Origin of the sequence: Flavobacterium sp. LHD-80, assembly GCF_030929605.1 — a bacterium.
GTDB lineage: Bacteria > Bacteroidota > Bacteroidia > Flavobacteriales > Flavobacteriaceae > Flavobacterium.
In genome coordinates, this window is sequence record NZ_JAVFVS010000011.1 from 199,082 (window position 1) to 222,371 (window position 23,290).

The window sequence follows — 23,290 nt, forward strand, 5'->3', positions numbered from 1 at the left end:
ACGATTCAACAGTTAAACGTATTAACAATTATTTATTTCCTTGCTCTTCAAGCGCTTCCCAGAATTCGTAAGCTCTTCTTAAATGCGGAATTACAATTGTTCCGCCAACAAGAGTTGCGATTCCCATTGCTTCCATCATTTCTTCTTTCGAAACGCCTTCTTTATAACTTGTTTCCAAGTGATATTTTACACAGTCATCACATCTCAAAACTGTCGATGCAACTAATCCTAAAAGTTCTTTAGTTTTTACATCAAGAGCTCCTGGAGCGTATGCATTGGTGTCAAGGTTGAAAATTCGCTTTACAATTTTGTTATTGTCAGCTAATAATTTTTCGTTCATTTTAGAACGGTAGTCGTTAAATTCTTGTATTAATTCAGACATTTTCTTTCATTTTATTTCGATAAACAATCCTTGAGATAAGGATACTCACTTCGTAGATAATCAACATTGGTATTGCTACAATAGTCTGACTTACTACATCTGGAGGAGTTACAATTGCAGCAATAATCAAGATGATTACTACGGCATATTTCCAATATTTTCTTAAAAAAGTAGGAGTTACAAGTCCTAATTTGGTTAAAAAATAAATAGCGATCGGCAATTCAAAAAAGATTGCACTTCCTAAAATACTTGTCTTTACCATTCCCATATAAGACTCAAGCGTAAATTGATTTTTCACAACGTCACTCACAGAGAAAGTGGCAACGAAATTTACCGACATTGGAATTACAACAAAGTACCCAAATAATACTCCTAAAAAGAAAAGAAGCGAAGAAACAAAAATGAAAACTTTTGCGTTTTTGCGTTCTTTCTCATACAAAGCTGGGCTGATAAATTTCCAGATTTCCCACAAAATATAAGGGAAACTTAAGATGAAACCTGCTAAAAGGCACATCCATACAAATATATTTACCTGTCCTTCCATTTCAGTATTCTGAATAATGAAATTCAGTTCAGTAATACAAATGCTGTCTGCAAATCCTAATTGATGCGATAAATCACAAAACCATACATAAGTAAAAAATGTTGGCCTGATAGGTCCCAAAATAATTTGGTCAAACAAATAATCACTAATAAAATAAGTCACAAATGCCATTATACATATTGCAATTGTGCTTCTAACTAATAACCATCTTAATTCTTCAAGATGATCTAAAAATGACATCTCGCCAAGGTTTTTCTTTGCCATTATACGATTCCTTCTTTTAAAATGTCATGTAAATGTAATACTCCTTTATATTCGCCATTGTCGGCAACGATTAGCTGTGTAATCGAAAAATCTTCCAAAATGTTCAAGGCATCAACTGCCATTGTTTCTGATGAAACTAATTTTGGGTTTTTAGACATAATATCTCTAGCAGTTAAATCTGCAATAGTATCTACGTTGTTTAGCATTCGTCGGATGTCTCCATCTGTAATAATTCCGATAATTTTATTGTCTTCAATTACCGCAGTTACACCTAATCTTTTTTCAGAGATTTCAAAAATAGCTTTTTTGATTGAAGTCTCTGGTGTAACCATCGGTTTTAAAGAATGTTCAATCATATCTTTAACCTTAAGAAGCAGTTTTTTACCTAAAGCGCCGCCTGGATGATAAATTGCAAAATCTTCGGGTTTAAAATCGCGCATTTCCATTAAACAAACCGCAAGAGCGTCACCCATGACAAGCTGTGCTGTTGTGCTGTTTGTTGGTGCAAGATTTATTGGGCAAGCTTCGATTTCGACAGTTGTATTTAAAACATAGTCAGAACCTTTTGCTAAAAAGGAAGTTATGTTACCAGTCATTGCAATTAAAGTGTTTCCGAAGCGTTTCAATAACGGAACTAAAACTTTAATTTCAGGACTATTGCCACTTTTTGAAATACAGATGATGATATCTTCATTCTGAATCATGCCTAAGTCTCCATGAATAGCTTCAGAAGCATGCAAAAACATAGATGGTGTGCCTGTTGAGTTAAAAGTAGCAACCATTTTTTGCGCAATGATTGCGCTTTTTCCGATGCCTGTAACGATCAAACGGCCTTTAGTTTCGTAAATGCGTTGAACGGCTTCGTAGAAATTTTCGTCTAAAAAATCAATTAGTTTTGTAATTGCCTCACTTTCAGATAGTATGGTTTTTTTGGCAATCGCCAATATATTTTCTTTTGTGATCAAAACAGAATATTTAAAATTTGTATGTATAAAAGAAAGTTGTATCTTTATGTGTTGCAAATTTATACAAAAATATCCATTAAAATAAAGAATGAATTCAAACGAAATTGAAATACATAAGGAATTAAAGAAGTATTTCGGCTTTAGCCAATTTAAGGGCTTGCAGGAACAAGTCATTACAAGTATTTTAGGTAAAACTAATACTTTTGTAATCATGCCGACTGGTGGTGGAAAGTCTCTTTGTTATCAATTACCCGCTTTAATTCAGGAAGGAACAGCAATTGTTGTTTCTCCTCTAATTGCTTTGATGAAAAATCAGGTTGATGCGATTCGAAGCCTTTCTTCAGAAAACGGAATTGCGCATGTGCTTAATTCTTCCCTTACAAAAACAGAAATTGCTCAGGTGAAAAAGGATATCAGTTCCGGTTTGACCAAGCTTTTATATGTGGCTCCAGAATCTTTAACTAAAGAGGAATATGTTGCTTTTTTGCAAAGCGTGCCAATTTCATTCGTTGCGATTGATGAAGCACACTGTATTTCAGAATGGGGACATGATTTTAGGCCGGAGTACAGGAATCTTAGAAATATTATCAAGCAATTAGGTAAAGTGCCAATTATTGGACTTACCGCAACTGCAACCCCAAAAGTTCAGGAGGATATTCTGAAAAACCTTGATATGTCTGATGCAAATACTTTTAAAGCATCATTCAACAGACCGAACTTATACTACGAAGTTCGCACAAAAACGAAAAATATTGAATCGGATATTATTCGATTTATCAAACAACATAAAGGCAAATCTGGAATTATTTATTGCTTAAGCCGTAAAAAAGTAGAATCGATTGCCGAAGTTTTACAAGTGAACGGAATCAGTGCTGTTCCGTATCACGCAGGATTGGATGCAAAAACACGCGCCAAACATCAAGACATGTTTTTGATGGAAGATGTTGATGTTGTTGTAGCAACAATCGCTTTCGGGATGGGAATTGACAAACCAGACGTTCGATTTGTAATTCATCATGATATTCCAAAATCACTAGAAAGTTATTATCAGGAAACGGGTCGTGCCGGCCGTGATGGAGGAGAAGGACATTGTCTTGCTTATTACTCTTATAAAGATGTAGAAAAACTGGAGAAATTTATGTCTGGCAAACCAGTTGCCGAACAGGAAATTGGTTTTGCGCTTTTGCAGGAAGTTGTGGCTTACGCCGAAACTTCAATGTCACGTAGAAAGTTTCTTCTTCATTATTTCGGAGAAGAATTTGACAGCGAAACTGGAGAAGGTGCAGATATGGACGACAACGTTCGAAATCCTAAACACAAAGTTGAGGCAAAAGAACAAGTCGTTAAATTATTGGAAATCGTTCGAGACACGAAACATATATACAAGTCAAAAGAAATTGTCTTTACTTTAATTGGGCGTATAAATGCTGTAATTAAAGCACATAAAACAGATACACAGTCCTTTTTTGGTTCAGGTTCTGATCATGATGAAAAATATTGGATGGCGTTGTTGAGACAAGTTTTAGTTTCGGGTTATTTGTCAAAAGATATCGAAACTTATGGCGTTATAAAAATTACGAAAGCGGGATTGGATTTCATTAAAAAACCGGTTTCGTTTATGATGTCTGAAGATCATGAATACAGTGAAGCTGATGATGAAGCAATCGTAACCGCAGGAAAATCATCGGGAACTGCTGATGAAGTTTTGATGGGAATGCTTCGCGAACTACGTAAAAAAGTAGCCAAAAAATTAGGTGTTCCTCCGTTTGTGGTTTTTCAGGATCCTTCGCTTGAAGATATGGCTCTAAAATATCCAATTTCGTTAACTGAATTGTATAATATTCATGGAGTTGGAGAAGGAAAAGCTAAAAAATACGGTGGAGAATTCGTAGCATTAATCAGTCGATATGTTGAGGATAACGATATTATTCGTCCGGATGATTTAGTTGTAAAATCTACAGGAGTTAACTCGGCAAACAAATTATACATTATCCAGAATATTGACAGGAAATTGCCTTTAAGTGATATCGCTTCTGCAAAAGGACTTTCGATGGATGCTTTGATCAAAGAAATGGAGCAAATCGTATATTCGGGTACAAAACTGAATATCAAATATTGGGTTGATGATATGCTTGACGATGATCAACAAGAAGAAATTCACGATTACTTCATGGAATCAGAATCGGATAAAATTGAAGACGCCCTAAAAGAATTTGACGGCGATTATGATATTGATGAATTGCGTTTAATGCGTATTAAGTTTATCAGCGAGGTAGCTAATTAAAAAGTTAAATTCCAAAAAAAAAAACAACTTAAAATATAAATTCCAAATTCCAAGCTATTGACAGCAATTGGGATTTGGAATTTTTTTATTGGAATTTTATCCCTCATACAATTCCCCTCGATGCGGTTTCAAAGCGTCTCTTACCTGAATCATATTTTCATCGGTTACAACCATAAAAGCTATGGCGTACATATCATCGATGATTTTAAAACCTGTAATATTTAAAGGAAGCTTTTCAATAGCAATATATTCTTTTAAATGAATTTCATGATGTTCGGCAGTTTTTGCAGAAGCCGGGCCTCGGAAATCCCAAATCAGTTTTATTTTTCTAGACATTTTTTTTAAAGTTGTAAAGGTTCAGAGTTGCAAAGGTACGAAGTCTTTTTAAAGGTTCTGAGATTCTGAGATACTATCGCGATAGCTATCGGGACTGAGTTTTTTTTCTGTAGAGGCGTATTGCAGTGTGTTTAACGTCTCTTAAGAAGAAATCTCTTTAATCATAATAATCTGTGGCAAAAAAAAACGCAAAGAGATTAAGTATAATCTGTTTAGGTCTGTGTGAATCTGTGGGCAAATTTTACAGTAGAGATGTAATCTCATTTTAAAATGTTATTTTTGCAACTTCTTTTCATAGAAAGAAAAGCTAATAAATAAGATACAATGCCAAGAGAACTTTTACTTCAGGTAACTCCAGAAACTGCTGCAAACGAAGTGTTGCTTAAAGATTATTTGTCCAAACAAATTAAAGTTTCTCCAAACGAAATTCAGCATATTACAATTTTAAAACGTTCGATTGATGCGCGCCAAAAAGCGATTAAAATCAATTTGAAAGTTATTATATATTTAAAAGGAGAAGCGTTTCAGGAAACTAAAATCGAACTTCCTTTATATAAAGATGTTTCCAATTCACAAGAAGTTATTGTGGTTGGTGCAGGGCCGGCCGGACTTTTTGCCGCTTTGCAATTAATTGAATTAGGCTTAAAGCCAATTGTAATCGAACGTGGAAAAGACGTTCGAGGACGTCGACGCGACTTAAAAGCAATAAATCGTGAGCATATTGTAAACGAGGATTCTAATTATTGTTTTGGAGAAGGTGGAGCAGGAACTTATTCTGATGGGAAATTATATACGCGTTCTAAAAAGCGTGGCGATGTTACTAGAATTTTAGAGCTTTTAGTGGCTTTTGGAGCTTCAGAAGATATTTTAGTTGAAGCGCATCCGCATATTGGAACCAATAAATTGCCAAAAATTATTGAAGATATTCGAAATAAAATTATCGAGTTTGGCGGACAGGTCTTATTTGATACACGAGTTGATGATATTTTGGTAAAAAATAATGAAGTTGAAGGAATCGTCACTCAAAACGGAGATAAGATTCTGGCTAACAAATTGATTTTGGCAACCGGACATTCGGCGCGCGATATTTTTGAATTATTAGATAAAAAGAAAATCTTAATCGAAGCAAAACCTTTTGCTTTAGGTGTGCGTGCAGAACATTCACAAGAATTAATCGACAGCATTCAATATAGTTGTGATTATCGTGGCGAACATTTGCCTCCGGCGCCTTATTCGATTGTGAAACAAGTTAACGGCCGTGGCATGTATTCGTTCTGTATGTGTCCGGGTGGTGTTATTGCGCCTTGTGCTACAAGCCCGGGCGAAGTGGTTACAAATGGTTGGTCGCCATCTAAACGTGATCAGGCAACGGCAAATTCTGGAATTGTAATTGAGTTGAAATTAGAAGATTTTAAGCCTTTTGCAAAATTTGGTGCTTTAGCCGGAATGGAATTTCAAAAAAGTATTGAACAAAAAGCATGGCATTTAGCCGGAGAAACTCAAAAAGTTCCAGCGCAGAGAATGATCGACTTTACACAGAATAAAGTTTCTGCCGATATTCCAAAAACTTCTTATGTTCCGGGAACAACTTCGGTTGAAATGGGGCAAGTTTTTCCAGGATTTTTATCGCAGATTTTGCGTGAAGGTTTTAAGGAATTTGGAAAATCAATGCGTGGTTATTTAACTAATGAAGCCATTTTGCACGCGCCAGAAAGTAGAACTTCCTCGCCTGTCAGAATCCCGAGAGATCCGATTACTTATGAGCATTTGCAGATAAAAGGATTATATCCGTGCGGAGAAGGAGCGGGTTATGCTGGTGGTATTATTTCTGCAGCAATTGATGGGGAGAAATGTGCTTTGATGATTGCAGAGGCTTTGAAGTAATAATTTATTGCGTTTTAATATATAGTTCCTACGGAACAAATTGTAATACGCGAATTATTTTTTTTCTACCGATATATAATCTCTACGAGATATCTTGTGAGACTTTAATTGCTGAATATTATTCTTGATGATAACAACTCCGTTAGGAGTTTAATATTGGTAGTAAAGGATATTGAAAATGTTGAAAATGTCCCGTAGGGACTATATATAAGTTATAGGTAAAGTATTTTCGCGTGAGGGATAGAGCTAAGCTACCGAAGTAGCAGTGAAAGCCCGACAGTAATAAAAAAGGGGCCGACTAAGCGTTTTGAATAGTTGGCCCCTTTTTTTATTGCTGGCACGCCCAGATTATTATTTACGGGATTAAAATTATTTTTCCAGTGCTTTTTCTGCTTTCTAGATAATCGTGCGCCAATTTTCCTTCGGATAATTTGAAAGATGTTGGTTCTGAAAGTTTAATTTTTCCTTCGATAATCCAATTGAATAATTGTGTCGCTCTTTTGATTCTTTCTTCTTTGGAATTTAAATAACTCCATAAATCGCCTCCGGTTAAAGTTTTAGAACCGTCCATTAACATTCTTGGATCTACAGGTGCGGGATCGCCTCCGGCCATTCCGAAGAAAACTACTTGTCCGCATTCTTTTGTAACTTCGAAGCTTTCTGCTAAAGTGCTTCCAATGCTGTCATAAACAACATCAACGCCGTTTGAAGCAAGTTTGAAAATTTGAGATTTCCAATCTTCATTATACAAGAAAACATGATCGGCTCCTTGCTCAATTGCAACTTTTGCTTTGTCTGCTGAAGAAGTTAAACCAATGACAGTTGCACCCAAAAGCTTGCTGATTTGTGTTAGAGTTTGTCCTACACCACCGGCAACGGCGTGAATTAATATAGTTTCTCCTTTTTGAGTTTTATGACTGTCGGTTGCTAGATAATGCGCTGTTAATCCTTGCAATAAAATCGAAGCTGCGGCCTCAAAAGAAATATTTTCCGGCAGTGGCAAAACGTGATTTGTATTTACTGCAACCAATTCTGCATTTGCAAAAGGAGCATCGGCGAAAGCCACACGGTCACCAACTTTATATTCAGGATGATTATTTGCGTCAACTACGATTCCGGCACCTTCGTAACCGGCAATAAAAGGCGGATTTCCTTTTAAGTGGTAATTTCCTTTACGTCTGTAAACATCGGCAAAATTTAATCCGATGGCTTTCATTTCGACTAAAATTTCGTCGTTTTTTAATGTTGGATTAGGGATTTCGATATATTCTAAAACATCTGAATCTCCGAATTTAGAGAAGGTAAGTGCTTTCATTTTTTAATTTTTTAGGACTACAAAAGTACGTCAAAATTCAAAAAATAAGCCTCATTTAATTTTTTAAATGAGGCTTTGTAAACTAGATTTTTGGGAATTTCATTTCGTTGAACGTGCTTTTTTGTTTGGACAAAGCTTCAACATCTTGCCATTTTCTTGGAGATTCAGCAGAAAGATTTTCGTATGAATCTTTTTTGATTAAAATATCATCTTCGATGCGAACGCCAATATTCCACCATTTTTTATCACATTTGCTGTTTGCCGGAATATAAATTCCTGGTTCAACAGTCAAAATCATGTTTTCTTTCAAGTTGCCCATGTAATTTCCTTTGTCATGAACATCTAATCCAAGAAAATGCGAACAACCGTGTGGGTAATAAATTCGTGCCTCTTTTGGGTTTGTGATAATTCCTAGTTTAATTAATCCTGCTGCAACTATTTCTGCGGCTTTTTTGTTTAAATCTTGAATAGGCGTTCCTTCTTTACAGATTTTAAAAACTTCTTCTTGAGCTTCGTAAACGATTTGATAAATTGCTTTTTGTTCTTCGGTAAATTTTCCGTTTGCCGGAATTGTTCTGGTAACATCGGCAGAATAACCGTGATATTCTGATCCAACATCCATTAGCAATAATTGGTTGTCAATTTTTGTCGAATTGTTTTCGCCATAATGCAAAATACATCCGTTTGCTCCGGCACCAACAATTGGCGGATAACCTTCGCCTTCGGCGCCGTAATGTCTGTGAACGTAAGCGTGAATTCCATCAGCTTCATTTTCGCTCATATCTGGGCCAACTGCTTTCATCACTTCGTTGTGCGCAATGCAGGAAAGTTTTACGGTTTTGCGCATTAAATCAAGTTCTTCGGGAGTTTTTATTTCTCTAAGCGAATTAGTAATGTTAGTGAATAAATCTATAGAAGTAATGTCGTTTTGTTTAATTCCGGCTTTGGTTTTAAAAGTTTCAAGTAAACCAAAAAGATCAAATCCACTTTTATCATTTTCTAGGTCTGTTGGAATTTTGTCATAAATAACTTTGTCAAATTTGCTAAAATCTATAGCAAAAGCATTAAAATCTTTTCCATTATACACAGTTGTAAAACCTAATTTTGATTTTGCGCCTTCAACACCTAAACGTCTTCCAGTCCAAGTTTCTCTGCTTGCATTTCTTTCTCTTACAAAAAGAATTTCGTTGTATTTTTCAGTTCCTTGTTCTTCTTTAAAAAGTACTAAAACGGCATCTGGTTCTTTGTAGCCAGTAAGGTAATACATATCTGGATTTGCGTGGTAATTGTAATTGATGTCTTTTGAAAAAACTCTTTCCGGATAAGAAAAAACCACCGCTACAGAATTGGCAGGCATTAAAGCTCTAAAAGCTTCGCGACGGCCTTTGTGAAATTTTTTTGAAAGATAATCAGTCGGGAGATTTTCTTGAGAATGAATTTGTGAGAAGGTTAACAAAATGGCAAAGAATAATAATAATCGCTTCATTTTTTGGTTTTTTATTGATGTTTTTTGGTTTTTTGATCAGTGCAAATTACAAAAAAAATACAATCACAAATTGTAATTTAAATGTTTGATTAATATAGTTTTAAACAAAATGATGTAACTTAGAGATTAGAAATAACATTTTGTTGTATAATTTAAACTTTAATAAATCGTGCAACTGGGCACGAATATTGAGAAAGGAATGTTTATAGAATAATTTAAATCTTCAAAAAAACAATTATATTAATCTTTAAAACACTTTTTTTATGAAAAAATACACACTCGCAGCCGTTTCCGTTTTAATGGTATTATTTACTTCTTGCAAGACATCAAAAGATACTTCAAGCGGAGGAAATTTATTTGGTACAACTTGGGAATTGGAATATATTTCTGGGCCAAGAATTGCTTTTGAAGGATTGTATCCAAATAAAAAACCGCAAATTACTTTTGATCAAAAAGAAACTAAAGTTTTTGGAAATAATGGTTGTAACGGATATAGCGCGCCTTATACTTTAAACGGAAAATCGTTGACTTTTGGAGAGCCAGGACCAAGTACATTAATGTTTTGTGATGGAGGCGGGGAGCAACAATTTTTACAGCAAATGAAAAAAATCACAAGCTACTCTATTGATAAGGATGGAAAGTTAAATTTAATTCAAGGCGATGTGCCGATGATGAGATTTAAAAAAGTAGTAAAACAATAATTTCAGTTATTAAACTTTGACAAAGTTCAACATATAAAAAAGGGAAATGATTTTGTCATTTCCCTTTTTTTAATTTACAAGCTTTTGCTTTTATTTCTTTTTCAGTTTGTCTTTAAAAACTTTTTCAAATTTTTCAATTTTTGGCTGAATTACCATTTTGCAATATGGCTGATTTTTATTGTTAGCATAATAGTTTTGATGGTAATCTTCGGCTTTATAAAAAACTTTAAAAGGTTCTACTTTTGTCACAATTGGATTGCTGTATACTTTTGCTTTGTTTAATTCAGCAATAATGCTTTGTGCCGCTTTTCTTTGTTCGTCATTTTTGTAAAAAATAACAGAACGATATTGTGTTCCAACATCGGCACCTTGTCGATTTAAAGTTGTTGGATCGTGAACGGTAAAAAAAACTTTGAAAATTTCGTTAATATCAGTTACGTTTTTGTCGTAAGTAATCTGAACTACTTCGGCGTGACCCGTTTCTCCTGTACAAACTTCTTCATAAGTAGGATTCGGAACATTTCCGCCAGAAAATCCAGAAACAACAGATTTTACGCCATCCAAGTTTTCGTAAACAGCTTCGACGCACCAGTAACAACCTCCGCCAACTGTTATCGTTTCAAGATTAGAAGCTTTTTTGTTTTGTGAAAATCCGTTTAAGGAAAAAGTAATTAAACAGATTAAAAGTATGTTTTTCATAATTAAATTATTTGTTGTCAGGTATAAAATCAAGAGCAATCGAGTTCATGCAATAACGTTTTCCGGTTGGTTCTGGTCCGTCGTCAAATAAATGGCCTAAGTGTCCGCCACAGCGCCCGCAAAGTGCTTCGATTCGTTCCATTCCGTATGAATTGTCATTTTTAAAAACTATGCTGGTTTTGTTTTCTTGTTCAAAAAAACTCGGCCATCCACATTGGCTTGAAAATTTAGCAGTCGATCTAAAAAGTTTATTTCCGCACGAAGCACAATAATAAGTGCCTTTTTCCTCCGTGTTCCAGTATTTTCCTGTAAATGGTCTTTCGGTGTCGGCTTGGCGCATTACGGCATAAACATCTTCGGGTAAAACCTTTTTCCACTCGGCATCACTCACATTTAATTTTGTGGTATCGGTATTTGAGTAATAGGGATTTCCAGGTTTACTAATTTTATTTTCCATAGTAGTTATTTTTGAAGATTGCTTTTTTGTATTTTGCCCGCAAGCTTGAAAAATAAAAAGAGGCATTAAAAAGCAAAGAGTAAAAATTAAGTTTTTTGTTTTCATATAATTGGGTGCATTATTCTGATTCTCAAAGATACGATGTCGTTGACTTCAAAACAGTATCAAAGTTAGAATTCAGATATTTTTAAGTATGTTTTAACTTTTCATTATTTACGTAAAAACAAACCTCATAGTTTTTGTATCTTATTTTTAAAGGATTTTTGTTTGTTTAATGATTGTACTGTTCTGTTAATCAAAATCTTATAAAAATGACAAAGTAGTTAAACTTTTCACAATGTCTTCTAGGATTTTATAGCCATTTCTTTTTTCGTATTTTTGTTAATTCAATACGCCCTATGACAGAAGAAAACGTAATATTAGTTAACGAAAACGACGAACAGATTGGCTTAATGCCAAAATTAGAAGCACATGAAAAAGCACTTTTGCATCGTGCATTTTCGGTTTTTATTTTAAATAATAAAAATGAAATTATGCTGCAGCAAAGAGCGCATCATAAATATCATTCTCCTTTGCTTTGGACAAATACTTGTTGCAGTCATCAGCGTGAAGGTGAAAATAATATTGAAGCCGGAAGCCGAAGATTGTTTGAAGAAATGGGATTTAAGAGTGAATTAAAAGAGCTTTTTCATTTTATATACAAAGCGCCTTTTGATAATGGTTTGACAGAGCATGAGCTTGATCACGTAATGATTGGTTATTATGATGATGAGCCAGCCATAAATCCTGAAGAAGTTGAAGACTGGAAATGGATGAGTATTGAAGATGTTAAAGCTGATATTGAAAAACAGCCCGAAATTTATACGGTTTGGTTTAAGATAATTTTTGACGAATTTGATCATTATCTTGAAGACCATAAATTATAACCAAAATTAACCAAAAACCTAAATGAGAGTAACCATATCAAGAAAAGCACATTTTAATGCTGCGCATCGATTGCATAGGAAAGATTGGACAGCTGAAAAAAACAATGCTGTTTTTGGGAAGTGCAATAATCCCAATTTTCATGGTCACAATTATGGTTTAACTGTTAGTGTTACAGGAAAAATTGACCCGGAAACTGGTTTTGTTTTAGATGTGAAAGTATTAGCGGATATTATACTTGAAGAAGTTGAAATTCCGTTTGATCACAAAAACCTGAATCTGGATGTTCCGGAATTTCAGGATTTGAATCCAACTGCAGAAAATATTGCCGTTGTGATATGGAATAAAATTAGAAAAAGAATTCAGCCCGATTTTGATTTAGAAGTCGTGCTTTATGAAACGGACCGCAATTTTGTAACTTATAAAGGAGAATAATAAATGTCATTAAAAATAGGAGATATAGTTCCGAATTTTACTGCAAAAGATAGTCACGGAGAACTTTTTGAAAGCCAAAGCGTTTTAGGAAGAAAACCGCTAGTGATTTATTTTTATCCAAAAGATAATACGCCAGGCTGTACTACTGAAGCCTGCAGTTTCCGCGATCAATACGAAGATTTTAAAGATTTAGGTGCCGAAGTTATTGGTATTAGCAGTGATAGTGTAAAATCGCATCACAAATTTGCCAATAAGTACAAACTGCCTTTTATTTTATTGTCAGACCAAGATAAAAGATTAAGACAGTTATTTGGTGTTCGAAATAATTTGTTTGGACTTCTGCCAGGAAGAGTAACTTACATTGTTGATAGAAACGGTGTTGTTATTTTTATTTTTGACAGCATGAATGCTGAAAAGCATATACAGAAAGCGCTGGAAACCATTAAAGAGTTAGTATTATAATCATAAACAACAATATTTAAAATAATAAAGATAGCAACCAAAATAATATGAGTACACAATTATATCCATTACAGTTTGAACCAATTTTGAAAGAAAGAATCTGGGGAGGCGAAAAATTGAAAACAGTTTTAAATAAACCAATCACTTCTAAAATTACTGGTGAAAGCTGGGAATTGTCTACTGTTGAGGGCGATGTAAGCGTTGTTTCAAATGGTGACTTAAAAGGAAAATCTTTAATGGAACTTATTGATCAAACGCCAAATGAAATTCTGGGAACTAGAGTTTATGAGCGTTTTGGAAAACAATTTCCGTTGCTTTTTAAATATTTAGACGCACGCGAGGATCTTTCAATTCAGGTTCACCCAAATGATAAATTAGCAAAAGAGCGTCATAATTCTTTTGGTAAAACTGAAATGTGGTACGTAATGCAAGCTGATTCAGATTCAAGAATTATTGTTGGTTTTAAAGAAAACTCAAGCAAAGAGGAATATTTGAAACATTTGAATGATAATACACTTGTTTCTATTTTAGATGATGTAAAAGCAAAATCTGGAGATGTTTTCTTTTTAGAAACTGGAACTGTTCATGCAATTGGAGCTGGTTTGGTTGTTGCCGAAATTCAGCAGACTTCAGATATTACATATCGTTTGTATGATTTTGATCGAGTTGATGCGCAAGGAAATAAAAGAGAATTGCACGTAGATTTAGCTCTTGATGCTATCAATTACAACAAAGTTGATACACAAAAGAAATATGAGACAAAACAAAATGTTTCTAACACAGTAGTTGACTGTCCTTATTTTACAACGAATTTTATTCCTTTAGAAGATAAAATCGAAGTTGCTAAATCTGGTGAAACATTTACAGTTTATATGTGTATCGAAGGAAGTTTTGAAATCGAGTTTAATGGTTTTAAACATACTTATATAAAAGGGGACACGGTTTTAGTTCCAGCTGCGATAAATGCATTTAATTTGAGCGGAAAAGCTTCAATTTTAGAAATTTACATTTCATAGCAGTTAATCTAAAGATTATGTGTATTTTTGCAAACGCAAATTAAAATTATAATAAAATGGCAAACGTTAAAAATTTAAAGAAAGACATCAATTTTGTATTAGGAGATATTATTGAAGCAGTTTACTTGTTTGAGCTTTCAACAACAGGAAACCCAACTCCAGAAACGAATGCTTTAATCGATGAAGCTATCGCTGCATTTGATACTTTGATCACAAAAGTGAACGCAAAGAACGTTGAAAACAAAAAAGCGCACTTCAAACAAATAAATGTTGAATTAGAACAAACTGCTAATCAATTGATTGAAAAAATCAACGCGCTATAAGCAAAAAAAAGCATAAAAAAGGGCAAATTTATTTTGGAAAAACGAAAAACCGCTTTATATTTGCACCCGTATTGAGGCCGATGTAGCTCAGCTGGCTAGAGCAGCTGATTTGTAATCAGCAGGTCGTGGGTTCGAGTCCCTCTATCGGCTCAAACAAAAACCATCACAGAAATGTGGTGGTTTTTTTAATAATAAAGAGAGGTGTGAAATTTTTTTTGGAAATATAAAAAACAATTTTATCTTTGCACCCGGAAAATAGGCCGATGTAGCTCAGCTGGCTAGAGCAGCTGATTTGTAATCAGCAGGTCGTGGGTTCGAGTCCCTCTATCGGCTCCAAAAACCATCACAGAAATGTGGTGGTTTTTTTTTGTTCAAAATTTAAGGTTTAGTTTTTGTTTCAGGTTTCAAGTTTCAGGTTGGGGACGCATATTGCCATTTTGAGCAAAATGAATATCGTTGCGCATAGGGCTTCGACTTCGCTCAGCCTGACAGTGTAGTCAGAACCTGAAACTTGAAACTTGAAACTTGAAACCAAATCCCCACAACGTCTATTTAATATTTTAGTAACAATATTTTTCTTATGTTTGTTTCTTAACCAAAAACCTTACATAATGGAAGAAACTTCAGTATTTGAAAATTTTGAGATGCAGCTCGATCAATCTGCAAAAGATTTTTTAAAGGAAACCGCTAAGTGGGCTTATTTTTTATCAATTCTAGGATTTGTCGGAATTGGATTTTTTGTTTTAATCGCAATCTTTGCGGGAGCATTCTTTTCTACAATGGGCGCTGCAATGCCAGGAATGGGTGCTTACGGAGGTTCTTTCGGCGCGTTAATGAGCTTTTTTTACTTATTGATTGCGGCAGTTTATTTCTTCCCTGTTTATTATTTATTTAAGTTTAGTTCAAATGCTAAAAGAGCTTTTAGAGAAAATGATTCTGAAGCGTTGTCATCTTCTTTGGGATATTTGAAATCACACTATAAATTTATCGGAATTTTAATGGTTTCTATTTTGGTATTGTATGCTTTGTTTTTCTTGCTTGCAATCACCGGAGCTTTATTGGGGAGGTAATCTTTTAGAGAAACGATTTGATATAAAAAAAACGTCCTGAATTTTCAGGACGTTTTTTTTATTATTCTGCAGCTGCAGGAGTTTTTTGTTCTTGCTTTTTGATGTCAGCAACATATTTGGTTAATTTCTTTCCGTAAAGCGATTGAGCTACTTTTGGTGTCATCGATTTCTGAATCGTATCTAGAAATTTGATATTGATGTCGTAAATCTCTGCTAAAGCGATATAAGGTGCAATTTCGTGATCTTTGTTGTTAAGAGCGAAGTTTGTAGCATACAAATATTTTCTTTTGGTATTTGAATCTTGTTTTGCGTTCAAGCTGTCGATCGCTTTTTGGTCGTTTCTTTTCATTGCCTTAAATCTTGGCTCAACTAGAGCAAGACTTTCGTCATTGAAACGATTGTTGATTTTTTTGTATTCTTCGTATAATTCTTGATTTTTAGATCCTGTAATTTTAGCGCTATAAATAAAGTTATCCAAGTTTGTATCAATATTTATATTTCCAGGTTCTGCAAAGAATAAAATGTTATTGTCCATTGAGTTTGTTACGCCTCTGTCTAAAAACAAATAAAGCATTTCTGGAGATTCAAGTTTAATATCACGTTCAAAAGCTGAGTTTCCGTCAATTTTGATACTGTCAATTGCAACAAGTGATGTGTCAACAATTCTTTGAATATATAAAGTTCCTTTTTTTAATCCTTTAATGTTTCCTGTGATGTGCAGGTTGTCAGTAGATTCATTTTTTTTACTACATGATGCTAATAAGGCAATTGCAGCAAAGGCAATAATTGATTTTTTCATTGGTTTTTAGATTTTGGTGCAAAATAAAGAAAATAGTTTAAATGCAACTATGGTGTTTTAAATTTTAATAAAAAATAAATCCCAATCTATTTCTAAATTGGGATTCACTGTATTTTTATAAAAATGAGACTTTTACATTTGTAAGTTGTAACTCACGCCAGTCTCATGCGTATAAGTGTATTTGCTGTCGCAGTCATTGTTTCCGTAGTCAATAACTCCTTTTAGGAAGCCACCTTCAATTTTTAATTCTCCTTTTGAAATATACTGGCAAGAGTATTTTTTAACTAAAGCTTTTTGAACAGTCAATGTTAATGTTGCGCCTTTGTCTGTTGTTACAGTATGTGTTCCTTCTGTCATTTCATAAATATTGTCTTCAAGAACAAGAGGAGTATCAACACCTGCAGTTTGTTTTACTGTGTATGATCCAGAGTTTGTGTACACCCTTCCTAATAAATCAGTAAATTTTCCATTAGTTACTTTTCTTGTATATTGAGGAACAGTTGCAACAGTTGTAGTATTCGTATATTCAATTGTTCCTTCCAATTTTATTCCGTTAATAGAATAGTCGATTCTTTCAATTGTCAATTTACTTCCTGTGGTAGTTACTGGTCCAGAAAGAGTAAGCTTTAATTTTCCTTTTCTAGTAAGCTGATTGTCTACGCATCCTGCAGTTCCATAATCTACAGTATAAACTTTAGGATAAGATGATCCAGAAACGGTAATTGTTGCGCAAACTGCTCCTGCAGGTTTTGATGTGCCTGAACTGTTTGTAACAGATAATCCTGTGTTAACGTCCATTTCGTTTGCTGCATCAATTGTAATTGAAGCGCCTACTGCGGTCGTATCAGTTTGATTTGCGATTTCATTGTCGCTAGAACAAGAAATGTAAGTTAGTGCTGTTGCACAGATAGTTGTGACTACAAGAGCGATTTTTTTCATAGCAGTTTTTTTGTTTAAGTTAGATTTAAAGGTGTTCAAATGTAACAAAAAAAATGAATCGCAATGAAAAATTAAGAAAGAGCCTTTTTAAACAGCATTTATTTTTTGCTTTTATAGAAAAAATAACCAAGAACTCCAGTAAGAATCGGTAGAAGGAAATTAAAAATCAATCCCATGTTTTTTAATTGCGCTATATAATCGTCTTTAGAATTGATTTCTTCTGTTCGCGGTAATATTATGAGAACGACAGAAATAAAAGCAAGATAAAGTACCGAAGTGCCTATTGCAAGATAAAAATATATCTTGTCCTTTAATTCTTCTTCAAAAAGCTTTTGACTAAAAAAAGTACTGCTCATTATCAAGGCAAATATAGAAGCGAGGTATTTGGCAAACCAGGTCATAACTTCTTTTGGGATTGGTTTGAAAATTCCAAAGAGCAAATGATAACCAACAAAAATTAATAAGATCATGGTCCAGATAAACCAGAGTTTGATTAATTGTTTTTGTGCTAAAAAGAATGTCATTTATTGTGGTGTATTAGGTTTAAAACTGTTTTTGATCTGTTTTTCAAATTCATATGTTGGATCTTCCAGTACTTCGGCATCTCCCATTTGTCCTTCTTTTTTTATTTCGAACAATTTTACAATTACTGAATATTCATCTGTAAACTTGTTTTCAGGATTTGAAAGCAGTTTGCTTAGCTCTGGAATAGATTTCCAATTGGAGTCTAATGCATCGGTTTCATAAATTCGGCTGAATTCTTCTAAATCAAATCCAGCTGGATTTTCGCCAAGAACTTTTTTAGTAATTAAGAATAAATAGAATCTGGAATATCCTTCTTCGACACAAGAAAATTGAAACCAGGAACAATCTTTATCAGGTTTGCATTGTTCGGTATTGATTGCTTTTCCGTCTTTTGTAATGCATTCTTTTCGGGTAATAATGGCATAATTTCCATTGCCGACATCAAAATATTTGTAATTTCCAGTTTCTCTTTTTAGTTTCTTTTCTACAACTGAAATAAGTTGCGAATTGAGCTGTTTTAAAGGGATTCCTTTTTTGAAGTAAGGAGTGAGGTGAATCGTTTTGGTTGGATTTAATTTTTGGAAATAAGTAACGTAATTAGGCAACGGATTTTTCATCATGGCGACATTACAGCCGTTGTCTTCTTTAGCGCCGGGATGATCAGGGCAATTGTCTACTGCGTCAGGAACGCCGTCGCCATCTCTGTCAGAACATCCATATGCCGATACTTCTCCTTTTAAATTCGGGCAAGCATCATATTTGTCAATTATGCCATCGCTATCACTATCTAGCAAACCGTTTTTGGAAATACTATCTAATTGTTTTTGCAGAGAAGCAACTTCCAATTCTTTAGACCGAAATTCTTTGTTTGAAACGCAGGAAAAAAGGAATATACAAGAAATGATCAAGAGTATTGATTTCTTCATCTATTTGGTTTTTATCTTGTAGATTAAGTTTTCTCGCTTTTTTGGAAATATAAAGTTAAAAAAATATTTTAACTAATTCATTTTAAGTAATTGTTTTTCAGTTAATTAAATAAAAAAACCTGCAAATTTATATTTGCAGGTTTCCATTTTATAGAATGAGATTTTAAAATCTTATTTAATCATCTCGAAACTTCTTTTTACAAAAGCAGTTAAAGCTTCACCTTTTAATAGGTTTTGCGATAATTTTGCTAAGTCTAAAGCTTGTTTTACCAAGTGTTCCTGGTGTGTTTTATCTTCAGTATTTAAAATGTTTGAAGCCAAATCAGAATTTGTATTTACAACCAAATTGTACATTTCCGGCATATTTCCCATTCCGAACATTCCGCCTCCACCAGTCTGGCTCATTTCTTTCATTCTTCGCATAAATTCTGGTTGCGTAATAATGAACGGAGCTGCTTGAGAATCCATAGCTTCTAATTGTACGCTGTATGCTTTTGGAATATAAGCTTCTAAAGAAGTTTTTAAAGTTGCTTTTTCTTCATCAGATAATTTAGAAATCGTGTTTTCGTCTTTTTTGATCAAATTGTCAACATGATCAGAATCCACACGCACAAAAGTTAATTCGCTGTTGTCACCTTCAATTTTCTGAATTAAATGCGAAATAATAGGAGAATCTAAAAGCAATACTTCGTAACCTTTGTCTTTTGCTGCTTCAATATAAGAGTGTTGTGCATCTTTGTTTCCAGCATAAAGAACTACAAGTTTACCATCTTTATCAGTTTGGTTTTCTTTTAGTTTTTCTTTTAATTCTTCTAAAGTAAAGTAAGTATCATCTACAGTTGGATACAATACAAATGCACCTGCTTTTTCGTAGAATTTATCTTCGGAAAGCATTCCGTATTCCAAAACGATTTTAATGTCGTTCCATTTTGCTTCAAAATCAGCACGATTTTCGTTGAATAAAGATTTTAATTTATCAGCAACTTTACGCGTGATATAGTTTGAAATTTTCTTAACAGCACCGTCTGCCTGCAGACCAGAACGAGAAACGTTCAAAGGAATGTCTGGAGAATCGATTACACCTTTTAACATGGTCAAAAATTCAGGCACAATTCCTTCTACGTTATCTGTAACGTAAACTTGGTTTTGGTACAATTGAATTTTGTCTTTCTGGATTTGCATATCGTTTCCTAATTTAGGGAAATACAAAATACCAGTTAAGTTGAACGGATAATCTACATTTAAATGAATGTTGAATAATGGCTCTTCAAATTGCATTGGATACAATTCTCTGTAGAAATTTTTGTAATCTTCATCAGATAATTCAGATGGCTGTTTTGTCCAAGCTGGATTTGGGTTGTTTATGATGTTATCAACTTCTATAGTTTCGTTTATGTAATCTTCTGGAGCATCTTCTGGTTTTGGAAGTGTTTCAGTCCTTGTTCCAAATTTAATTGGAATAGGCATAAACTTATTGTATTTGCTTAACAAGCCACTGATTTTTGAATCTTCTAAAAATTCTAAAGAATCTTCAGCAATGTGAAGAATGATTTCAGTTCCGCGTGAAGTTTTGTCAGCAGGCTCTAAAGTAAATTCAGGACTTCCGTCGCATGTCCAGTGTGCTGCTGGTTCATCTTTGTATGATTTTGTGATGATTTCTACTTTTTCAGCAACCATAAATGCAGAATAGAAACCAAGACCAAAGTGACCAATAATTCCAGAATCTTTTGCAGAATCTTTGTATTTATCTAAGAATTCTTCAGCACCAGAAAAAGCAACTTGGTTGATGTATTTTTCAACTTCATCTGCTGTCATACCTAAACCTTGGTCGATGATGTGGATTTTTTTACCTTCTTTATCAACTTTAATTTCGATAACTGGATTTCCGTATTCAACTTTAGCCTCGCCAATGCTGATTAGGTGTTTTAATTTTAAAGTAGCGTCTGTTCCGTTTGAAACAAGCTCACGTAAAAAGATTTCGTGATCGCTGTATAAGAACTTTTTGATTAAGGGAAAGATGTTTTCTACAGAAACATTAATTTTACCTGTTGTCATATTTTTTTAATTTTTGAGTTTAATGTGATGATATTCATTTATTCAAATAGAATACCAATTGTTTTTTGGGTGACAAAATGTCGGAAGTGTTAATTTTGAAAGAAAATAAATAGATTTTGGAAGAGTAATTAGCGCAACGAATCGTATATTTGTGGTACAATAATTGTTAAACGTGTAAGTATTAACTTAAAAAATGTACAAAATGAAGAAAATTATTTTCATTTGCATGATTGCCACGATGTTATTTGCGTGTAAATCATCTTCGTCTACAACTGCCTCAACAGAAGCGCCAACTCTTTCTACTAAACTTGACAAATCGACTCAAGTTGCAATTAAAGGAAATTGGGTATTAACCAATGTATCTTATCCGGGTTCTGACTATATTAAGGTCAATTCTTTTGATCTTGCTGATTCAAAATGTTTCATTGGCAGTACTTGGAATTTTATTTCGAACAATAATAAAGGTACTATGACTTTAACAGCGCCAAGCTGTACTGCATTTACTTCGCCAATTGTTTGGAGTATAAATAGTCAAGGTCTTTTTGTTCTTAAAATTGTTAATCCTGGAACAAAATCTAAAAACGTGAAAGAAGGTTATTTGCTTAAAGTTGCTGGACTAAGTGACAATTCTTTTCAATTAATCGACAACATTAATGTAGGCGGACAAGTTAAAGACGTTACATACCAATTTCAAAGAGCTAACTAAGAAAGCTAAGTAAAATTAAAAATATAAAATATGAAAAAGATAACAGTCTTAGGTTTGAGTAGTTTACTTGTGTTAGTAAGCTTTTTTGCAAGCTGTGATTCAGTAAAGAATGCAAATAATACACAAAAAGGTGCCGGAATTGGAGTAGTTGCCGGAGGTCTTATCGGTGGTATTTTAGGAAACAATTTAGGACATGGTGGAAACGCTGCTTTAGGTGCTGCTATTGGTGCTGCTGTAGGTGGAGGAACTGGAGCTCTTATTGGGAACAAAATGGATAAACAGGCTCGTGAAATCGATCAGGCATTGCCAGGTGCAGATGTTGAGAGAGTAGGTGAAGGAATTCACTTAACACTTAATGAAAATGCTGTTCGTTTTGATACTAACAAATCGACTTTGACTGCAACTGCAAAAGCAAATTTAGATAAATTAGTTCCTGTTTTTACAGATTACGGTGATACTGATATTCAGATTTTTGGTTACACAGATAATACTGGAAAACCAGAATATAACTTGACACTTTCTGGACAAAGAGCAGCTTCTGTACAAGCTTATTTAGTTTCTAAAGGATTAAAATCAAGCCGTTTCAAAACTTCTGGTTTAGGAATTGTTGATCCAATTGCAACTAATGATACGCCAGAAGGAAGAGCTCAAAACCGTCGTGTAGAGTTTTCAATTACTGCAAATGACAAAATGGTTAATGACGCAAAAGCTGAATCTGGAAAATAATTTCAGAAGACAATAAAAAATCTTAAAAGCTGTTTCAATAATTGAAGCAGCTTTTTTTTTGACTTTAGGAATTAAACATTGTAAATTTGAACTCTCAAATTCAACTCATGCTCGACATTCAAAATATTTCTTTTTCGTACACTGACAAACCCGTTATAAATAACGTTTCTTTTACTGTAAATAAAGGTGAAAATATTGCCATTATTGGTGAAAGCGGTTGCGGAAAAAGTACACTGCTCAAACTCATTTATGGTTTGTATGACTTAGACGAAGGCAAGATTTTTTATAACGAAAAACCAGTTTTAGGTCCAAAATATAATTTGATTCCAGGAATGCCGTATATGAAATACTTGGCTCAGGATTTTGATTTGTCTCCTTATGAAACAGTGGCAGAGAATGTTGGGAAATTCTTGTCGAATGGTTTTGCCAATATGAAAAAACTGCGCGTTCAGGAATTATTGGAAATGGTCGAAATGGAAAATTTTGCCAATGTAAAAACTAAATTTTTGAGTGGAGGTCAACAACAAAGAGTAGCTTTGGTTAGGGTTTTGGCTTTAGAGCCAGAAGTAATTTTGCTTGACGAACCTTTCAGCCAGATTGATGCTTTTAGAAAAAATGCTTTACGCAGAAATTTATTTAGATATTTAAAGCAAAAAGGAATTACCTGTATTATTGCTACACACGACAGTACAGATGCATTGTCATTTGCAGACGAAGCAATTGTAATGCGAAATGGGGAAGTGATTGTAAAAGGTGATCCGACAAAAATATACGAAGATCCTGAAACGAAATATGTGGCGTCATTGTTTGGTGAAGTAAATGAAGTTGCGACACATTTATTGCTTGATTATAATGACGAAGCGCATAAAACATTAGTGTATCCGCATCAGTTTAAAATGGTTGCGGAATCAAAACTTCCAGTTAAAATCAGAAGAACTTATTTTAGGGGAAATCATTATTTGATTGAAACTGTTTTTAAAAGACAATTGATCTTTTTTGAAAGTGAAATTGATTTGCCTCTTGAACAGGAAATATTTCTTGGCTTAAATTATCTGTAATTAGAGAAT

Annotated in this window: 25 protein-coding genes and 2 tRNA genes; 14 read left to right on the plus strand and 13 right to left on the minus strand. The window is 33.9% G+C overall.

Translation table 11 applies throughout. The features are described 5' to 3' along the window. Positions 1–28: 28 nt before the first annotated feature. The 3 genes from RB619_RS15770 to RB619_RS15780 are packed head-to-tail and all read right to left on the minus strand — an operon-like array spanning position 29 to position 2,155. Positions 29–382 (minus strand): carboxymuconolactone decarboxylase family protein, encoded by a 354-nt coding sequence (locus RB619_RS15770; RefSeq protein WP_308099163.1) that lies wholly within the window; start codon positions 380–382, stop codon positions 29–31. Then, a complete protein-coding gene (gene tatC, locus RB619_RS15775) occupies positions 375–1,190 on the minus strand; it encodes a twin-arginine translocase subunit TatC (RefSeq protein WP_308099165.1) in 816 nt (271 codons plus the stop codon). Before tatC ends, RB619_RS15770 begins: the two co-directional genes overlap by 8 nt. Further along, positions 1,190–2,155: a KpsF/GutQ family sugar-phosphate isomerase gene (locus tag RB619_RS15780; RefSeq protein WP_308099167.1), complete on the minus strand. Its 966-nt coding sequence runs from the start codon at positions 2,153–2,155 to the stop codon at positions 1,190–1,192. The genes tatC and RB619_RS15780 overlap by 1 nt, the downstream gene beginning before the upstream one ends. A gap of 88 nt (positions 2,156–2,243) precedes the next feature. Between RB619_RS15780 and recQ the strand changes: the two genes are divergently transcribed. Then, on the plus strand, positions 2,244–4,439 hold the full coding sequence (gene recQ / locus RB619_RS15785) for a DNA helicase RecQ (RefSeq protein WP_308099169.1): 2,196 nt from the start codon (positions 2,244–2,246) through the stop codon (positions 4,437–4,439). A 96-nt stretch (positions 4,440–4,535) separates the two neighbouring features. Here the strand turns inward: recQ and RB619_RS15790 are convergent, their stop codons facing one another. Then, positions 4,536–4,775, minus strand: a complete 240-nt coding sequence (locus RB619_RS15790) for a hypothetical protein (protein WP_308099171.1) — start codon at positions 4,773–4,775, stop codon at positions 4,536–4,538. A gap of 324 nt (positions 4,776–5,099) precedes the next feature. Here RB619_RS15790 and RB619_RS15795 point away from each other — a divergent pair, with 324 nt between their 5' ends. Continuing rightward, entirely contained in the window at positions 5,100–6,659 is a 1,560-nt protein-coding gene (locus tag RB619_RS15795; protein ID WP_308099173.1) for an FAD-dependent protein, read from the plus strand. 355 nt (positions 6,660–7,014) lie between these two features. Here the strand turns inward: RB619_RS15795 and RB619_RS15800 are convergent, their stop codons facing one another. Both RB619_RS15800 and RB619_RS15805 read right to left on the minus strand, forming a co-directional pair. Next, a complete protein-coding gene (locus RB619_RS15800; RefSeq protein ID WP_308099175.1) occupies positions 7,015–7,974 on the minus strand; it encodes a quinone oxidoreductase in 960 nt (319 codons plus the stop codon). Between the two features lie 82 nt (positions 7,975–8,056). Next, positions 8,057–9,460 (minus strand): aminopeptidase P N-terminal domain-containing protein, encoded by a 1,404-nt coding sequence (locus RB619_RS15805; protein ID WP_308099177.1) that lies wholly within the window; start codon positions 9,458–9,460, stop codon positions 8,057–8,059. A gap of 263 nt (positions 9,461–9,723) precedes the next feature. Here RB619_RS15805 and RB619_RS15810 point away from each other — a divergent pair, with 263 nt between their 5' ends. After that, positions 9,724–10,161, plus strand: coding sequence for an META domain-containing protein (locus RB619_RS15810; RefSeq protein ID WP_308099180.1), 438 nt, complete (start codon positions 9,724–9,726; stop codon positions 10,159–10,161). A 90-nt stretch (positions 10,162–10,251) separates the two neighbouring features. Here RB619_RS15810 and msrA read toward each other — a convergent pair whose 3' ends face one another. Beyond that, on the minus strand, positions 10,252–10,860 hold the full coding sequence (gene msrA / locus RB619_RS15815; RefSeq protein ID WP_308099182.1) for a peptide-methionine (S)-S-oxide reductase MsrA: 609 nt from the start codon (positions 10,858–10,860) through the stop codon (positions 10,252–10,254). Between the two features lie 7 nt (positions 10,861–10,867). Beyond that, positions 10,868–11,422, minus strand: coding sequence for a peptide-methionine (R)-S-oxide reductase MsrB (gene msrB / locus RB619_RS15820; protein ID WP_308099184.1), 555 nt, complete (start codon positions 11,420–11,422; stop codon positions 10,868–10,870). Positions 11,423–11,715: 293 nt separating this feature from the next. Between msrB and idi the strand changes: the two genes are divergently transcribed. The 8 genes from idi (at position 11,716) to RB619_RS15860 (ending at position 15,547) form a co-directional block, all read left to right on the plus strand. Next, a complete protein-coding gene (gene idi / locus RB619_RS15825) occupies positions 11,716–12,243 on the plus strand; it encodes an isopentenyl-diphosphate Delta-isomerase (protein WP_308099186.1) in 528 nt (175 codons plus the stop codon). 22 nt (positions 12,244–12,265) lie between these two features. After that, a complete protein-coding gene (locus RB619_RS15830; RefSeq protein WP_308099188.1) occupies positions 12,266–12,676 on the plus strand; it encodes a 6-carboxytetrahydropterin synthase in 411 nt (136 codons plus the stop codon). Between the two features lie 3 nt (positions 12,677–12,679). Beyond that, positions 12,680–13,138, plus strand: coding sequence for a peroxiredoxin (locus RB619_RS15835; RefSeq protein WP_155103810.1), 459 nt, complete (start codon positions 12,680–12,682; stop codon positions 13,136–13,138). Positions 13,139–13,185: 47 nt separating this feature from the next. Further along, positions 13,186–14,154, plus strand: coding sequence for a type I phosphomannose isomerase catalytic subunit (locus RB619_RS15840; RefSeq protein ID WP_308099192.1), 969 nt, complete (start codon positions 13,186–13,188; stop codon positions 14,152–14,154). A gap of 56 nt (positions 14,155–14,210) precedes the next feature. After that, positions 14,211–14,477, plus strand: a complete 267-nt coding sequence (locus tag RB619_RS15845; RefSeq protein ID WP_308099194.1) for a hypothetical protein — start codon at positions 14,211–14,213, stop codon at positions 14,475–14,477. 76 nt (positions 14,478–14,553) lie between these two features. Continuing rightward, positions 14,554–14,627 (plus strand) — tRNA-Thr (locus tag RB619_RS15850). Positions 14,628–14,736: 109 nt separating this feature from the next. Next, positions 14,737–14,813: transfer RNA gene (locus RB619_RS15855), tRNA-Thr, on the plus strand. Positions 14,814–15,088: 275 nt separating this feature from the next. After that, positions 15,089–15,547, plus strand: coding sequence for a hypothetical protein (locus RB619_RS15860; protein WP_308099196.1), 459 nt, complete (start codon positions 15,089–15,091; stop codon positions 15,545–15,547). A 61-nt stretch (positions 15,548–15,608) separates the two neighbouring features. Here the strand turns inward: RB619_RS15860 and RB619_RS15865 are convergent, their stop codons facing one another. The 5 genes from RB619_RS15865 to htpG all read right to left on the minus strand — a co-directional run bounded on the left by RB619_RS15865 (position 15,609) and on the right by htpG (position 20,791). After that, positions 15,609–16,346, minus strand: a complete 738-nt coding sequence (locus RB619_RS15865; RefSeq protein WP_308099198.1) for a DUF4369 domain-containing protein — start codon at positions 16,344–16,346, stop codon at positions 15,609–15,611. A gap of 132 nt (positions 16,347–16,478) precedes the next feature. After that, complete coding sequence (locus tag RB619_RS15870; RefSeq protein WP_308099200.1) at positions 16,479–17,285, minus strand: hypothetical protein; 807 nt, start codon at positions 17,283–17,285, stop codon at positions 16,479–16,481. A 98-nt stretch (positions 17,286–17,383) separates the two neighbouring features. Next, positions 17,384–17,809: a hypothetical protein gene (locus tag RB619_RS15875; protein WP_308099202.1), complete on the minus strand. Its 426-nt coding sequence runs from the start codon at positions 17,807–17,809 to the stop codon at positions 17,384–17,386. After that, complete coding sequence (locus RB619_RS15880) at positions 17,810–18,736, minus strand: thrombospondin type 3 repeat-containing protein (protein ID WP_308099204.1); 927 nt, start codon at positions 18,734–18,736, stop codon at positions 17,810–17,812. 171 nt (positions 18,737–18,907) lie between these two features. After that, positions 18,908–20,791: a molecular chaperone HtpG gene (gene htpG / locus RB619_RS15885; RefSeq protein ID WP_308099205.1), complete on the minus strand. Its 1,884-nt coding sequence runs from the start codon at positions 20,789–20,791 to the stop codon at positions 18,908–18,910. Between the two features lie 202 nt (positions 20,792–20,993). Here htpG and RB619_RS15890 point away from each other — a divergent pair, with 202 nt between their 5' ends. The 3 genes from RB619_RS15890 (at position 20,994) to RB619_RS15900 (ending at position 23,281) form a co-directional block, all read left to right on the plus strand. Continuing rightward, the gene (locus RB619_RS15890) at positions 20,994–21,497 is read left to right on the plus strand and encodes a lipocalin family protein (RefSeq protein ID WP_308099207.1); all 504 of its coding nucleotides are present in this window, start codon (positions 20,994–20,996) and stop codon (positions 21,495–21,497) included. Positions 21,498–21,527: 30 nt separating this feature from the next. After that, positions 21,528–22,223 carry an OmpA family protein gene (locus RB619_RS15895; protein WP_308099209.1) on the plus strand — a complete coding sequence of 232 codons (696 nt, stop codon included), beginning with the start codon at positions 21,528–21,530 and terminating at the stop codon, positions 22,221–22,223. Between the two features lie 107 nt (positions 22,224–22,330). After that, entirely contained in the window at positions 22,331–23,281 is a 951-nt protein-coding gene (locus tag RB619_RS15900) for an ABC transporter ATP-binding protein (RefSeq protein ID WP_308099211.1), read from the plus strand. Positions 23,282–23,290: the final 9 nt, after the last annotated feature.